Below are 14,361 nucleotides of genomic sequence, written 5' to 3' on the forward strand. Positions count from 1 at the left end.
CACCGGAAGTGGGGATGGGCAGGCGATGACCTCCGACGTCGACAGCGGGAGAGCGGTCGAGAGAGCCGGCGGGAGACCCGGTGAGAGGCCTGGCCGGGGGGCGGGCGACGCCTTCGAGGTGTTCCGCGACGACTGGGGGATCCCGCATCTGCGGGCCGCCGACGCCCTCGCGCTGGCCCGCGCCCAGGGGCATGTCACCGCCCTCGACCGGGCCTGGCAACTGGAGACCGAGCGGCACCGGGTCCTCGGCACCTCCGCGTCCCACCTCGGCGCCGAAGCCGTCGACTGGGACCGGTTCGTCCGGCGGGCCCGGATCGCCGACACCGCCCGCCGCTGTTACGACCGTCTCGCGCCGGAGACCGCCGCCTGGGTCCGGGCGTACGTCGACGGCGTCAACGAAGGCCTCTCCGAAGGGGCCGCCCACGCACCCGAGTTCGCCGCGGTGGGCCTGGCCCCCGGCCGCTGGGAGCCCTGGACCCCGCTCGGCGTCTGGCTCTCCACGCACATCCTGTTCGCGGGGTTCCCGACCAAACTCTGGCGCGAGGAGGTCGCCCGCCGGCTCGGCGAGGACCGCACGAACCTCTTCGCCACCGACGGCCCCGGCACCGCCGGCAGCAACGGCTGGCTGCTCACCGGCGCCCGCACCGCCACCGGAGCCCCGATCGTCGCGGGCGACCCGCACCGCTTCATCGAGGACCCCGGCGTCTACCAGCAGATCCGCCTCGCCTGCCCCGAGTTCGACGTCGTCGGCCTCGCGGTCCCGGGCATCCCCGGCATCGCCCACTTCGGGCACACCGGCCACGTCGCCTGGGCGATCACCAACGCCATGGCCGACTACCAGGACCTCTACCGGGAGCAGCTGCGCCGCACCCCGGACGGCGGGGTCGAGGCGCTCGGCCCGGACGGCTGGTACCGCGCCCACGCCCACACCGAGACGATCGAGGTGGCGGGCGCGGACCCGGAGCCGGTCGAGGTGATCGAGACGGAACGGGGGCCGGTGATCATCGGAAGCGACCCCGGGGCCGGGCCGCCTGCCGAAGGCACCCGCCCCGAGCCCGGTGAGCCTGCCGACGGTACCCGCCCCGAGCCCGGTGAGCCTGCCGACGGTACCCGCCCCGAGCCCGGTGAGCCTGCCGAAGGTACCCGCCCCGAGCCCGGTGAGCCTGCCGAAGGTACCCGCCCCGAGCCCGGTGAGCCTGCCGAAGGTACCCGCCCCGAGCCCGGTGAGCCTGCCGACGGTACCCGCCCCGAGCCCGGTGAGCCCGGCGGTGACACTTTCATCAGCCTCCGCCACCCGCCCCGCGTCACCGGCGAGCTCGGCTTCGACGTGCTGCCCGCTCTGCTCCGGGCCCGTACGGTCGCCGACCTCGACGCCGCCCTCGACCGCTGGGCCGAGCCCGTCAACGTGGTCCTGGCCGCCGACACCGCCGGGGGCACCCTGCACCGGGTCGCCGGACACGTCCCGGTGCGCCCGTACGTCAACCGGCTGCGGGTCGTCCCGGCCGAGGACCCCGCGTACGCCTGGCGCGAGGGCGAGACCGTCCCCCTGCCCCGTACCGACGTGGACGGCGACGGGATCGCCGTCATGGCCAACGAGCGCGGCCTCGCCGCCCCGCTCGGCGTCGAGTTCGCGCCCCGGCACCGGGCCCGCCGGATAAGGGAGTTGCTCGGCGCGGACACCGACTGGACCCCGGACGCCCAGGCCGTCGTCCACACCGACACCCGCCTCGCCTCCTCCCGCCCGCTGCTCTCCCTGCTGGCCTGGGCCCCCGGCCTCGGGCCCGCCGCCGACCGCCTCCGGGACCGGCTGCTGCGCTGGGACCGCCACATGGACGCCGACAGCACCGACGCGGCCCTCTACGCCCGCCTGCGCACCGACGTCGTCCACCGGCTGGCCGGCCACCCGGCCCTGAAGGGCGTCACGGGCGCGGACGACCCCTGGCGTTCGACCGCGTACCCGGCGCTCTTCCGCCCCTGGCTCGCCGCCGTGCCTCGGATCGGCTATGCCCTGGAGAGCCTGCTCTCGGCCGGACTCCTGCCGTACGAGGACCGGTTGGCGGTGGTCGCGGCCTCGGCCGAGGCGGTCGCGGCGGCGGCCGAGGAGGCCCCGCCGGGCCCGTGGGGCGAGCTGCACCGGCTGTCGCCCTGGCAGGCGCTGGCAGACCGCACGCCCGACGGACCCGGCGGCTCCGGCGCGGACGGGATCCGGCCGGGGCTCGCGGGCGACCACGACTGTGTGCTGTCCACCTCCAGCGTCCCGGGCGTCACCGACCTGTTCGCCCGGGGCCCGGCCGCCCGTTACGTCTGGGACCTGGCCCGCCGCGAGAACAGCCGCTGGGTGGTCCCGTTCGGCGCGTCCGGAGTCCCCGGATCCGCCCACCACCGCGACCAGACGCCCCTGTGGGCCCGGGGCGCGTTCGCCCCGGTGGTCACCGACTGGAACCTGCTGCACCGCACGTCGCGCCATCCCGAGGAGAACCCCGCCGTGACCACTGACGAACCCGTCGCCCCCGCCCTCCGCGCCGCCGTTCACGAACAGAAGGTCGAGGGCTTCGGAACGGTCCGGCTGGTCCCGGTCGCCCCGGCGGCCGATGCCGGTCTGCTGCACGGCTGGGTCACCGAGGAGCGGGCCCGCTTCTGGGGCATGAGCGAGCACACCCGCGAACAGGTGCGGGAGATCTACGAGTTCGTCGACTCGCTCCCCACCCACCACGCCTACCTCGCCCTGCGCGACGGTGTTCCGGCCGCGCTCTTCCAGACGTACGAGCCGGGCGCCGACCCGGTCGGCGAGTGCTACGACGTACAGCCCGGCGACGTCGGCATCCACCTGCTGATCGCGCCCGCCGAGGGCGAGGGCGCGGTGAAGGGGTACACGGACGCGCTCCTCACCGCGTTCATCGGCTTCGTCTTCAGCGAACCGGCCCATCTGCGGGTCGTCGTCGAGCCCGACGCCCGCAACGATAAGGCCCTCGCCCGGATGGTCCGGATCGGCTTCGAGCTGGGTCCGGAGATCGTGAAGCCGGAGAAGACGGCCCGGCTCGCGTTCCTGACGAGGGCGGCGCTGGGACTGGCGTAGCGGAGCAGCGCACGCACAGGCGGGGCGGGCCCGACCGTGACCCCACGGCGTCCCCACGGTGTTCCTACGGTGGGGGGTCCGCCCCGTCCGGGTGCAGTGCGCCGCCCGGCCGGAACAGCCGCTTGGCCACTGCGTGCCCGCCCTCCGCCGCCCTCCGGAACCACGGCTCCGCCGCCGCCAGGCCCTCGCGCTGCTCGACCAGACGGCCCAGCTCCCACATCGACTCCACGTCGCCGGCCTTCACCGCCTGCCGCAGCAGCCGCTCGGCCGTGTCGGGCCGCCCCTCCGCCCGCGCGGTCAGGGCGAGCGTGCGCAGCCCCCGTACCGCCCGGGCGTCCCCGGCCGCGGCCGCCGCCGCGAGCTCGCGCGGATCGGCCGGACGGCGGGAACGGTTCCGCAGGACCAGCAGGATCCCGAGCACCCACATGATCCAGCTCAGGCTGATCAGCGTGCCGTTGCCGGTGAAGACCCCGGTCAGGCTCAGCGCGCCGCCCGCCGGCAGCAGGAAGTACCCCAGCCCCAGGGTCGGGCCCTGTCCCGGTCCCATGCCCGCTCCTCTCCGTCCGGCTCCCGCCGCGCGTGCTTCGTCCCTTCCCCCTTCTCAGCCTTCCGTACCGGCCTCCGCGTCGAGGAAGACCGGGTTGGTGAGGGCCGCGAACGCGCCCGGCAGCCCCGGCACGGCCGGAGCGTGCCGGACCTCGGCGCGCACGTACGCGGCGTGGGCGGGAGTGGTACGCCACTCCACCACGCCCGCGCCGGATGCGGGCAGCGGGGTGGTCAGCAGGGGCCCCTGATCGGTGACCAGGCGCACGGTGCAGTCGGCGGACGCGCCCGTCACCTCCAGCCGCACGGTCACCGGGGCGTCCGCCGCCGCCCGCAGCCGGCCGCCGATGCCCGCGTGCCGGCCCCGCCCGTCCGTCGCGCCGAAGGAGAGGGAGAGGGCGGCGGACTCGGCGAGGTAGGAGCGCCCGGCCCGGATTCCGGCGAGGACCTCCCGCCGCGACAGCGCGTCGGCCAGGACGACGGTCTGCGGATGGCCCACGCGGTCGGGCTCGCGGTGCGCGTCGCTGTTGCCCAGGGCGGGAAGCCAGCGCCCCGGCCCGTCGCCGCTGCCGCCCGGGTTCCGTACGGCGGCCACCAGCGTGTTGTCCCACTCCGCGAGGGCGATCTCGTCGTCCGGTGTCCAGGGCCCGTTCCACACCTCGACCGCGTCCGCGTCCGCGAGGCCGAACTTCCAGTTGCAGCCGATGCAGGTGGCGTGCGGATGGGCGGGCACGACGAGCCCGCCGGCCCGCCGCACCTGGCGCGCGTACCGGCCGAAGCGGTCGTCGCGGGCCCGGTAGCGCCAGTCGACGAAGACGCCCGGATCGGTGCCGACGGCCAGCACGTGCCCGTTGCGGGTGGTGATCTCCTCGCCGGTCAGGATCAGCAGGTCGTCGCCCCACAGCCCCTCCCACGCGGCGTGCGCGGAGGTGGTGTTGTGCTCGCTGCTGTTGATGAAGTCGAGCCCGGCGGCCCGCGCGGCGGCGGCGACCTCGGCCGGGGTGCGCCGCCCGTCGGAGTGCGTGGAGTGGAGATGGCAGTCGCCCCGGTACCAGGCCCGGCCGCGCCCCTTCGCCCGCTCGGGAGGGTGGACGGGTGCGGGGGAGGGGGCCGTCGGGCCGAAGCGGAGGGTGACGGTCACCTCGTACGAAAGGCCCTCGGGGGCGACGGTGTAGGGGGCCAGGGCAATGTGCCAGACACCGGGGCGTACGGGGCCGGGGAGGTAACCGGGGGTCGCGGTGTCGGACCGGACGGAGAACGAGGTGCGGGCCCCGCCGGACCAGCCGCGGAAGCCGCGCCCGCCGAGCTCCGTACCGCGTTCGTCGAAGAGGCCGATGTCGAGGGCGTTGCCCTGGGCGCCGGGCGGCACGGGCGGCTTGTCGTAGGTGTACGAGACGGCGAACTCGGCGACCCCGTCCGGCACTTCGACGGGCAGGTACACGTAGTCGGGAGCCCCGACGGGCAGCGTCCCGCGCACGGTCCGGGTGCGGTGGGGACCGTCGGGGCCGGACCCGGGGCGGTCCTCGGCTCGGGCGAAGCTCACGGTGGCCAACGTTAAGCCGGTGGCGGCGGTCGCGGCGAGGAGGCCGCGCCGCTTCATGGCGGTGTTCATGGCCGTCACGGTCTCGGATTCTGCCGACATACGGCTTACGTTGGCGCTTCGCACGGACGACGTACAGAAGGACGACGTACAGACGGAAGAGCGACGTACTGACAGAGGAACGACGACCACGGAGGTGTCACAGAGGTGGCTTCGATGCGGATTTCCACCACGATCTTCCTCACCGACGAGACGGTGACCCCGGTCAGGCTCGCCCGCGAGCTGGAGCAGCGGGGGTTCGGCGGGCTGTATCTGCCCGAGCACACGCACATCCCGGTGAGCCGCCGTACGCCGTACCCGATGGGCGGTGACCTGCCCCGCGAGTACGGACGCACGCTGGACCCGTTCGTCGCCCTCGGCCAGGCCGCCGCCGTCACCGAGCGCCTGACGCTGGGCACCGGCATCACGCTGGTCGCCCAGCACGACCCGATCGACCTGGCCAAGCAGGCGGCCACCCTGGACCACCTCTCGGGCGGCCGGTTCACGCTCGGCATCGGCTACGGCTGGAATGTCGAGGAGGCGGCCGACCACGGGGTGGAGTGGGCGACGCGCCGGGACCTGGGGCGGGACCGGATGTCTCTGATGCGGGCCCTGTGGGCGGACGAACCGACCGGCTACGAGGGTGCGTTCGGGTCGGTGCAGCCGAGCGAGGCGCACCCCAAGCCGGCCCAGCGGCCCCGGGGCCCGGTCAACGGCCCGCGCACCCTGATCGGCGGCGGGGCGGGCCCGAAGCTGTTCGCGCACATCGCGGAGTACGCGGACGGCTGGCTGCCGATCGGCGGCGGGGGCCTCACGGAGTCGCTGCCGAAGCTGCGGGCGGCCTGGGAGGAGGCCGGGCGTGACCCGAAGGACCTCCAGGTGGTGCCGTACGCGGTCCTGCCCAGCCCGGGGAAGCTCGGCCACTACGCGGATCTGGGTATCGAGGAGGTCGTGCTCCAGCTGCCCCCGGCGGACGAACCGGAGGTCCTGCGGACGCTGGACGCGTACGCCGCGTACCTCTGACCTCTACGCCGCGTATCTCCGACGCTCACGCGGCGTATCTGTGAGAAAGGGCGGCCCGGGGCCGCCGGTGCAACCGTGCCCGCGTACAAGGCATCCTTACTCACCGGGGATCGCATACGCGGGCCGGAGGCCCGCCCGGGTGGGGAGTGGAATGAACAGGCCGTTGCGGCACATAGCCATCTTCTGCGGGCTGCTGGTGCTGGCCCTGCTGCTGCGGGCGAACTGGCTCCAGCACGTCGACCGCCAGGAACTGGCCCAGCACGAGAAGAACGCCCGCGTGCGGTTCGAGCGTTTCGCCACCCCGCGCGGCGACATCATCGTCGGCGGCAAGGCGATCACCGGGTCGAAGGAGACCGACAGCAAGGACTACGCGTTCCGCCGGACCTCCAAGGACGGCCCGATGTACGCGCCCGTCACCGGTTACGCCTCCCAGGCCCGCGGCACCTCGCTGCTGGAGCGGACCTACGACAGCATCCTCAGCGGCCAGGACGACCGCTTCGCCTTCCGGCACGCCAAGGACGTCCTGATGGGGCAGCCCCGGCGCGGCGGCGACGTGATCACCACGATCGACGCCAAGGCGCAGAAGGCCGGCTACAAGGGGCTGACCGACCTCGGCGCCCGGGGCGCGGTCGTCGCCCTGGACCCGAGCACCGGCAAGGTGCTGGCCCTGGTCTCGACGCCCTCGTACAACCCGGAGGTCTTCGCCGGGATCTCGTTCAAGGAGAGCGACCGCTTCACCGCGCTGGAGAAGGAGAAGGGCAAGCCGCTGGCCAACCGCCCGCTGCGCGAGACCTACCCGCCCGGCTCCACCTTCAAGATCCTCACGGCCGCGGCGGCGCTGGAGCACGGCGTGGTCACCGATGTGGACGCCCGGACGGACGCGGTCTCGCCCTACCCGCTGCCGCTCTCCTCGAACAAGATCGGCAGCGAGGCGGGTGACGCGGTCTGCAACAAGGCGTCGATGAAGACCGCCATGCAGTACTCGTGCAACAACGTCTTCCTCGACGCGGCCGCCGAACTGGGCGAGGACCGGATGCGGGAGACGGCGGAGAAGTTCGGCTTCAACGAGGACGTGTACGCGGAGGAGTTCGGCGACCTGCTCGCCACGAAGAGCCTCTACCCGCCGAAGCTCGACAAGCCCGGCACGGCCCTCACCGGCATGGGCCAGGGCAGCCTCACCAGCACCCCGATGCAGATGGCGATGGTCACGGCGGCCCTCGCCAACGACGGCAAGCTGATGCAGCCCTACATCGTCGACGAGCTGCGCGGCCCGGACCTCTCCACGCTGGAGAAGAACGAGCCGATGGAGATGAGCCAGGCCGTCTCGACCGAGACGGCGAAGAAGGTCCAGGAGATGATGGAGCACACCGCGAAGGAGGGCAGCGCCCAGCGCGCCCTGATCGACGGTGTCACGGTCGGCGGCAAGACGGGCACCGCCCAGCGCGGTGTGGACGTCCGCGACGAGGTGCCGTACGGCTGGTTCGTCAGCTACGGCAAGAAGGACGACGGCCGCTCGGTCGCGGTCGCGGTGTTCATCGACCCGACGGACATGGACATCTCCCGCTCCGACATCTCGGGCGGCCGACTGGGCGCGCCGATCGCGAAGAGCGTGATGCAGGCGGTGCTGGGGGACTAGGGCCTTTGGTTTGGATCATGCCGGGCTCGCGGGGGCCGGCACGCACATCTGCGGCGTACACCGCACTTCTGCTCACGTTCACCGTTCTGGTCACGCTGCTGGTCCCGGTGGGGGCGGCGCGGGCGAGCACCGCTGACGCCACCACCGCCACGACCGCCGCTCCGGCCGCCGCCGCCGAGGACTGCCCGTCCTTCCCGCTCTCCGCGTACGGCGAGGCCGCGCCCGAGGGGAACACGCTCACCCTTCCCGCCGACGGGACCGCCTGCTACACCTTCACCGTCGCGAAGCCCGGCCTGCACCGCCTCCTGGAGTCGGGCACCGGAAGCCACAACGTGTACACCACGGTCTACGACGGCGAGGAGCAGGTCGACTGCCACGACCCGGAGTGGGGCGAGGGCTGGTGCCGGCTGGAGCGCACCGGCACGTACACGCTGCGCCTGTTCAACAACTGGGCGGACACCAGTAAGTTCACCTTCGGACTGGTCCCGATCGGTACGGACGAGGGCTGCGCCGCCCCGATCCCGACCGGCTGGGACACCCCGCCCCTCGTGGCCCTGACCGCGGGCCCGACGGCCGTGCAGTGCGTGCGGATCGAGGCGAAGCAGGGCGAGCGGCTCACCGACGAGATCACCACCACGAAGTACGGCTACGGCCTCTCCTGGATCACCGACGAGACCGGTGCCCGGATCTGCCCGCACTTCAACGAGGACGACAGCGAGGGCTGCGTGCTCCCGGGCGACGGCCCCTACCGCACCCTGGTCCTGTCGCTGCCGGAGACCGCCGCGAAGACCTCGTACTCGGCGGAGGCCGTCTGCTCCGGCATCCGCTGCGGCGCGGAGACGGTCACCATCGGGACGGTCAGCCCGACCACCGCCGCTGCCGGTGGCAAAGCCACGGTGACGCTCACGGGCACGGCGCTGCACGAGGACGACACCGTCCGCCTCAGTCTCGGCGGCAAGGAGGTGGAGTCGACGACCACCGCCGTCTCCGCCGACCGCAGGACGCTTACGGCGGTCCTCGACCTGACGGGCGTCGCGACCGGCACCTGGAGCGTCACCGTCGTCACGCACAACGCCGTTGCCCACCCGAGGGGTTCGTTCACCGTCACACCCGCGCGGCTGGCGTCCACCCGGCCGCCGGTGATCACCGGGGCGGCCAAGGTCGGCGGGACGCTGAGCGCGAGCACCGGTTCCTGGACGGTGCCGCCGTCCTCGTACGCGTACCAGTGGAAGGCGGACGGTGCGGCGGTCTCCGGCGCGACGGCCGCCACGTACGCGGTGCCGGCGTCGCTGCTCGGCAAGAAGATCACCGTCACCGTCACCGCCCGCCGCACCGGCGACCCGGACGCCCAGGGGACCTCGACGGCCCTCACGGTCGCCAAGGGCGACGCCCCGAAGGCCACGGTCGCGCCGGTCGTCTCCGGCACCGCCAAGGTCGGCGCGACGGTCGGGGTCGGCCGCGGCGCCTGGGCGCCGAAGCCCACCTCGTGGGCCTACCAGTGGAAGGCGGACGGCGTGGCGATCTCCGGCGCGACGGCCACCACGTACACGGTGCCGGCGTCGCTGCTCGGCAAGAAGATCACCGTCACCGTCACCGCCCGGCTGACGGGGCACGCCGACGGCAGCGCGACGAGCGCGGCGGTCACGGTCGCCAAGGGCGACGCCCCGAAGGCGACGATCGCGCCGGTGATCTCCGGCACGGTCAAGGTGGGGTCCACGCTCACCGTCGGCCGGGGCGCGTGGGCGCCGAAGCCGTCGTCGTGGGCCTACCAGTGGTACGCCAACGGCGCGGCCATCTCCGGGGCCACCGCCGCCACGCTGCCGCTCAAGGCGGCCCAGCGAGGCCGGACGATCACGGTGAAGGTCACCGCGCACCTCACCGGCCACGCCAGCGGGTCGGCGGTCAGCAAGGCGACGAAGGCGGTCGCCGCCTAGGCGGCTCGGCCGGACCGCGACCAGGGGCGGCCTCCCACCGGACATCCGGTGGGAGGCCGCCGTGGTTTCCGGGGCCGGCTCGGCTGCCGCGAGTACGTCGGGCCCCGGGAGGCGATCGGCAAGGCCCTCTCCCAGCGCACCGCCCCGGGGCGCGGGCACGCTGGCCGGCCCGCGGGAGGCGCCCGGCAAGGCGCCCCTAGCGCACCGCCCGCAGTGTCCTCGGCCGCTCCGCCCGCGGCTCGTCGTCCCCGGCCGGGTCCGCCAGCCCCGCCAGCTCCGTCAACGCGTCGATGCGGAAGTCCGCCGTCCCCACCACGTCCGGATGCTCCGCCCACCAGTGCCCGTACGGCCCGCGTCGCAGATGCGCCGTCCGCATCCCCGCCGCCGCGGCCGGGAACAGGTCGTCCGCCGGGTGATCGCCCACGTACAGCGTCGCCTCCGGGGCCGCGCCCGCCACCTCGGCCACCCGCGCGAAGAACTCCGGGTCCGGCTTCCGTACGCCCCACTCGTCCGAGGTGACCACCAGGTCGGCGGGCAGGTCCAAGGCCCGCAGCAACTCCCCGGCCCGGACCGTGCCGTTGCCCGCCACCACGACCCGGATGCCCGCGGCCCGCAGTTCGGCCAGCGCGGGCCGGACGTCCTGGTAGAGGTCCGACTCGTCGAGGTGCTCACCGCGCCCGGCGGCGGCCCGAGCCCGATACGCCTCCTCGACGTCCATGTCGGGCCGCAGGATCCGCAGCGCGTCCGTGGCCTCGCGGCCCTGGGCGACGGCCGCGCCCACCAGCGCACCGAGCGTGTGCGGTGGTACGCCGAGCCAGTCGGCCCAGGACGCCCAGTGCCGGTCGTCGCGTACGAGGGTTTCGCCGATGTCGAGGACGATCGTTTCCATCACCGTTCCGACACTAAGCGGGAGGACACCGTCGGCGGGGTCTCATCCGGGTGAGTCGGCCCGCACGGGTGACCACCGGGTGACCGGATACACCCCGCGGCCTGCGCATCGCGTACCCAGGCCCTGGTCCGGCGCACGCGCCTCGCTCGTATGCTCGGTTCATGACCGATCCTGATCCTCAGAGCGGACGTCCCACCTCCAACGCCATGCGGCGCGCGCTCAAACGTGCCCGTGACGGTGTCGCCCTCGATGTCACCGAGGCCGCCGTCCTGCTCCAGGCGCGCGGCGACGATCTGACGGATCTGGCCGCTTCCGCCGCCCGCGTCCGCAACGCGGGCCTGGAGGCGGCGGGCCGGCCGGGCGTGATCACGTACTCCCGCAAGGTCTTCATCCCGCTCACCCGCCTCTGCCGCGACCGGTGCCACTACTGCACCTTCGTGACCGTCCCCGGCAAGCTCCGCCGGGCCGGCCACGGCATGTTCCTCTCGCCCGACGAGGTGCTGAAGATCGCCCGCGAGGGTGCGGCGATGGGCTGCAAGGAAGCGCTGTTCACCCTCGGCGACCGCCCCGAGGACCGCTGGCCCGAGGCGCGGGAGTGGCTGGAGGCGGAGGGGTACGACGACACCCTCGCGTACGTCCGGGCGATGGCGATCCGGGTCCTGGAGGAGACGGGCCTGCTGCCCCACCTCAACCCGGGCGTGATGACCTGGACCGACCTCCAGCGGCTGAAGCCCGTCGCGCCCTCCATGGGGATGATGCTGGAGACGACGGCGACCCGTCTGTGGTCCGAGCCGGGCGGCCCGCACCACGGTTCCCCGGACAAGGAACCGGCCGTCCGGCTGCGGGTCCTGGAGGACGCGGGGCGCTCCAACGTCCCCTTCACCACCGGCATCCTGATCGGTATCGGCGAGTCGTACGAGGAGCGCGCCGACTCGCTCTTCGAGCTGCGCAAGACGGCCCGCGCCTACCACGGCATCCAGGAAGTCATCGTGCAGAACTTCCGCGCCAAGCCGGACACGGCGATGCGCGGGATGCCCGACGCGGAGCTGGAGGAGCTGGCCGCCGCGATCGCCGTGGCCCGGCACATCCTCGGTCCCTCCGCCCGGATCCAGGCCCCGCCGAATCTGGTGGACGCCGAGTACGCGCTCCTCATCGGTGCGGGCATCGACGACTGGGGCGGGGTCTCGCCGCTCACCCCCGACCACGTCAACCCCGAACGCCCCTGGCCCCACATCGACGAACTGGCGGCCAGGACGGCGGAGTCGGGCTTCCGGCTCCGCGAACGCCTCACCATCTACCCCGAGTTCATCCAGCGCGGCGAGCCCTGGCTCGACCCCCGTCTCCTTCCGCACGTCCGCGCGCTCGCCGACCCGGAGACCGGTCTCGCCCGCGAGGACGCGCTGCCCGTCGGCCTGCCCTGGCAGGAGCCGGACGAGGGGTTCACCTCCTCCGGCCGCACCGATCTGCACGCCACGATCGACACCGAGGGCCGAACCGGCGACCGGCGTGACGACTTCGACGAGGTGTACGGGGACTGGGAGGCGCTCCGCGAGGCGGCGGCCCCCGGCATGGTCCCGTCCCGTATCGACGCCGACGTGCGCCAGGCGCTGAGCCAGGCCGCCGACGACCCGACGAAGCTCACCGACGACCAGGCCCTCGCCCTGCTCCACGCGGACGGCCCGGCGCTGGACGAGCTGTGCCGGATCGCGGACGCGCTGCGCCGGGACGTGGTCGGCGACGACGTCACGTACATCGTCACGCGGAACATCAACTTCACCAACGTCTGCTACACCGGCTGTCGCTTCTGCGCCTTCGCCCAGCGCCGCACCGACGCCGACGCGTACACCCTCTCGCTGGACCAGGTCGCGGACCGGGCGGCGCAGGCGTGGGACGTCGGCGCGGTCGAGGTCTGCATGCAGGGCGGTATCCACCCGGACCTGCCGGGCACCGCGTACTTCGACATCGCGCGGGCGGTGAAGGAGCGCGTCCCCGGCATGCACGTGCACGCCTTCTCGCCCATGGAGGTCGTCAACGGCGCGACCCGCACCGGCATGTCGATCCGCGACTGGCTGACCGCCGCCAAGGAGGCCGGGCTCGACTCGATCCCCGGTACGGCGGCGGAGATCCTGGACGACGAGGTCCGCTGGGTCCTCACCAAGGGCAAACTGCCCACCGCCACTTGGCTGGAGGTCATCAGAACGGCGCACGAGGTGGGCCTGCGCTCGTCCTCGACGATGATGTACGGCCATGTCGACCAGCCCCGCCACTGGCTCGGCCACTTCCGCACGCTGTCCCGACTCCAGCAGGAGACGGGCGGGTTGACGGAGTTCGTCACGCTCCCCTTCATCCACACCAACGCCCCGGTCTACCTCGCCGGCATCGCCCGCCCGGGCCCGACCGACCGCGACAACCGGGCGGTGACGGCGATGGCGCGGCTCCTCCTGCACCCGCACATCACCAACATCCAGACCAGCTGGGTGAAGTTGGGCACGGAGGGCGCGGCGGAGATGCTCCGCTCGGGCGCGAACGACCTGGGCGGCACGCTGATGGAGGAGACCATCTCCCGGATGGCCGGGTCGGGTTACGGCTCGTACCGCTCGATCCAGGACCTGAAGGCGATCGCCGACCTGGCGGGCCGCCCGTCCCGCCCGCGTACGACGCTGTACGGGGAGGTCCCGGCCGAACGGGTCGCGGCGGCCACGGCCTCGGACGGCCATCTGCCGGAACTGCTGCCGGTGCTGCCCAGCTGAGGGCGGAGGAGAGGTGCGGGGCGGGGCTGTTCCCCCGCCCCGCACACCTCTTCCCGCCCCGGGCGTCATAACGTTGCGGTGTGAGGGAAGCTCCGCACCTGGCCGCGATCCGGCAGTCGTACGACGCCGTCGCCGCCGACTACGCCCGGTCCGTCAAGGACCCCGCCCGGCTGGACCCGTTGTCGCGCGCCGTGCTGGCCGCGTTCGCCGAGCTCGTCACGTCGGCGGGCCTCGGGCCGACGGCCGATGTGGGCTGCGGACCGGGCAAGGTCACCGCGTACCTGACCCGGCTGGGCGTTTCCGCCTTCGGGGTCGATCTGTCGCCGAGGATGGTCGGGCTGGCCCGCGCGGCCCACCCGGAGCTGCGCTTCGACGTCGGCTCGATGTCCGCGCTGGCGGCGGACGACGGTGAACTCGGCGGCGTCCTGGCGTTCTACTCCACGCACCATCTGCCGCCGGAGTCGCTGCCCGGCGCGTACGCCGAGTTCCACCGGACGCTGGCGCCCGGCGGGCACCTGTTGCTCGTCACCCGGGTCGGCGACACCGGGCACCAGCGCCGGACGTACGGCTACGGCGGCGGCGAACCCGCCGCGTTCGACAGCTACCGGCTGCCCGCGGACCGGATCGCGGAGCTGCTGGAGGGGGCGGGGTTCGTCGTCACGGGGCGGACGTTGCAGGAACCCGAGGCGGGCGCGAAGCGGCCGGTCGCCGGCTTCCTGGCCCAGAAGCCGGAGGCCGGAGGCCGGTCGGGCGGAGCCCGGTAGAACGTCGAGTGCGCTCCAGGCCAAGGCCTTCGAATCGAGGGTGACCCTGTTTCGTTCTGTCATGCTCCGGGCAACTCATGCGCGATGCCACCCCACCGTCCCGTGCCGACGAGCCAGGAGAGCCACCTGTGCGCAAGCAGCTGATACCAACACCCGCCTCACCCGCC

9 protein-coding genes are annotated in these 14,361 nt (G+C 73.6%); 6 read left to right on the top strand and 3 right to left on the bottom strand.

Features of this window, described 5'->3' with window-relative positions:
• Positions 1-25 precede the first annotated feature (25 nt).
• Positions 26-3,076, top strand: coding sequence for a GNAT family N-acetyltransferase (locus AC0VY3_RS03165; RefSeq protein WP_475548861.1), 3,051 nt, complete (start codon positions 26-28; stop codon positions 3,074-3,076).
• Positions 3,077-3,140: 64 nt separating this feature from the next.
• Here the strand turns inward: AC0VY3_RS03165 and AC0VY3_RS03170 are convergent, their stop codons facing one another.
• Together AC0VY3_RS03170 and AC0VY3_RS03175 are read right to left on the bottom strand one after the other, a co-directional pair.
• On the bottom strand, positions 3,141-3,623 hold the full coding sequence (locus AC0VY3_RS03170; RefSeq protein ID WP_103513236.1) for an SEL1-like repeat protein: 483 nt from the start codon (positions 3,621-3,623) through the stop codon (positions 3,141-3,143).
• A gap of 54 nt (positions 3,624-3,677) precedes the next feature.
• Entirely contained in the window at positions 3,678-5,261 is a 1,584-nt protein-coding gene (locus AC0VY3_RS03175; protein WP_475548862.1) for a CehA/McbA family metallohydrolase, read from the bottom strand.
• 114 nt (positions 5,262-5,375) lie between these two features.
• On the opposite strand from AC0VY3_RS03175, the gene AC0VY3_RS03180 reads away from it, so the two are divergent.
• The 3 genes from AC0VY3_RS03180 (at position 5,376) to AC0VY3_RS03190 (ending at position 9,791) form a co-directional block, all read left to right on the top strand.
• On the top strand, positions 5,376-6,221 hold the full coding sequence (locus AC0VY3_RS03180) for an LLM class F420-dependent oxidoreductase (RefSeq protein ID WP_475548863.1): 846 nt from the start codon (positions 5,376-5,378) through the stop codon (positions 6,219-6,221).
• A 151-nt stretch (positions 6,222-6,372) separates the two neighbouring features.
• The gene (locus tag AC0VY3_RS03185; protein ID WP_103513238.1) at positions 6,373-7,857 is read left to right on the top strand and encodes a peptidoglycan D,D-transpeptidase FtsI family protein; all 1,485 of its coding nucleotides are present in this window, start codon (positions 6,373-6,375) and stop codon (positions 7,855-7,857) included.
• Between the two features lie 17 nt (positions 7,858-7,874).
• On the top strand, positions 7,875-9,791 hold the full coding sequence (locus AC0VY3_RS03190) for a hypothetical protein (RefSeq protein ID WP_475548864.1): 1,917 nt from the start codon (positions 7,875-7,877) through the stop codon (positions 9,789-9,791).
• Between the two features lie 196 nt (positions 9,792-9,987).
• Here the strand turns inward: AC0VY3_RS03190 and AC0VY3_RS03195 are convergent, their stop codons facing one another.
• Positions 9,988-10,680, bottom strand: coding sequence for an HAD family hydrolase (locus AC0VY3_RS03195; RefSeq protein ID WP_475551626.1), 693 nt, complete (start codon positions 10,678-10,680; stop codon positions 9,988-9,990).
• Positions 10,681-10,841: 161 nt separating this feature from the next.
• Between AC0VY3_RS03195 and AC0VY3_RS03200 the strand changes: the two genes are divergently transcribed.
• Together AC0VY3_RS03200 and AC0VY3_RS03205 are read left to right on the top strand one after the other, a co-directional pair.
• Positions 10,842-13,430, top strand: coding sequence for a bifunctional FO biosynthesis protein CofGH (locus AC0VY3_RS03200; protein ID WP_242742579.1), 2,589 nt, complete (start codon positions 10,842-10,844; stop codon positions 13,428-13,430).
• A gap of 80 nt (positions 13,431-13,510) precedes the next feature.
• Positions 13,511-14,194: a class I SAM-dependent methyltransferase gene (locus AC0VY3_RS03205; protein ID WP_475548865.1), complete on the top strand. Its 684-nt coding sequence runs from the start codon at positions 13,511-13,513 to the stop codon at positions 14,192-14,194.
• The last annotated feature ends 167 nt before the right edge of the window (positions 14,195-14,361 follow it).

The organism is Streptomyces sp. iso_384 (genome assembly GCF_056172905.1).

What these genes read in the sequence shown, in the direction of transcription:
- AC0VY3_RS03175 (WP_475548862.1), bottom strand. Translation starts at nt 5,261, where the DNA reads ATGTCGGCAGAATCCGAGACCGTGACGGCCATGAACACCGCCATGAAG.
- AC0VY3_RS03170 (WP_103513236.1), bottom strand. Translation starts at nt 3,623, where the DNA reads ATGGGACCGGGACAGGGCCCGACCCTGGGGCTGGGGTACTTCCTGCTG.
- AC0VY3_RS03185 (WP_103513238.1), top strand. Translation starts at nt 6,373, where the DNA reads ATGAACAGGCCGTTGCGGCACATAGCCATCTTCTGCGGGCTGCTGGTG.
- AC0VY3_RS03200 (WP_242742579.1), top strand. Translation starts at nt 10,842, where the DNA reads ATGACCGATCCTGATCCTCAGAGCGGACGTCCCACCTCCAACGCCATG.
- AC0VY3_RS03180 (WP_475548863.1), top strand. Translation starts at nt 5,376, where the DNA reads ATGCGGATTTCCACCACGATCTTCCTCACCGACGAGACGGTGACCCCG.
- AC0VY3_RS03195 (WP_475551626.1), bottom strand. Translation starts at nt 10,680, where the DNA reads ATGGAAACGATCGTCCTCGACATCGGCGAAACCCTCGTACGCGACGAC.
- AC0VY3_RS03190 (WP_475548864.1), top strand. Translation starts at nt 7,875, where the DNA reads ATGCCGGGCTCGCGGGGGCCGGCACGCACATCTGCGGCGTACACCGCA.
- AC0VY3_RS03165 (WP_475548861.1), top strand. Translation starts at nt 26, where the DNA reads ATGACCTCCGACGTCGACAGCGGGAGAGCGGTCGAGAGAGCCGGCGGG.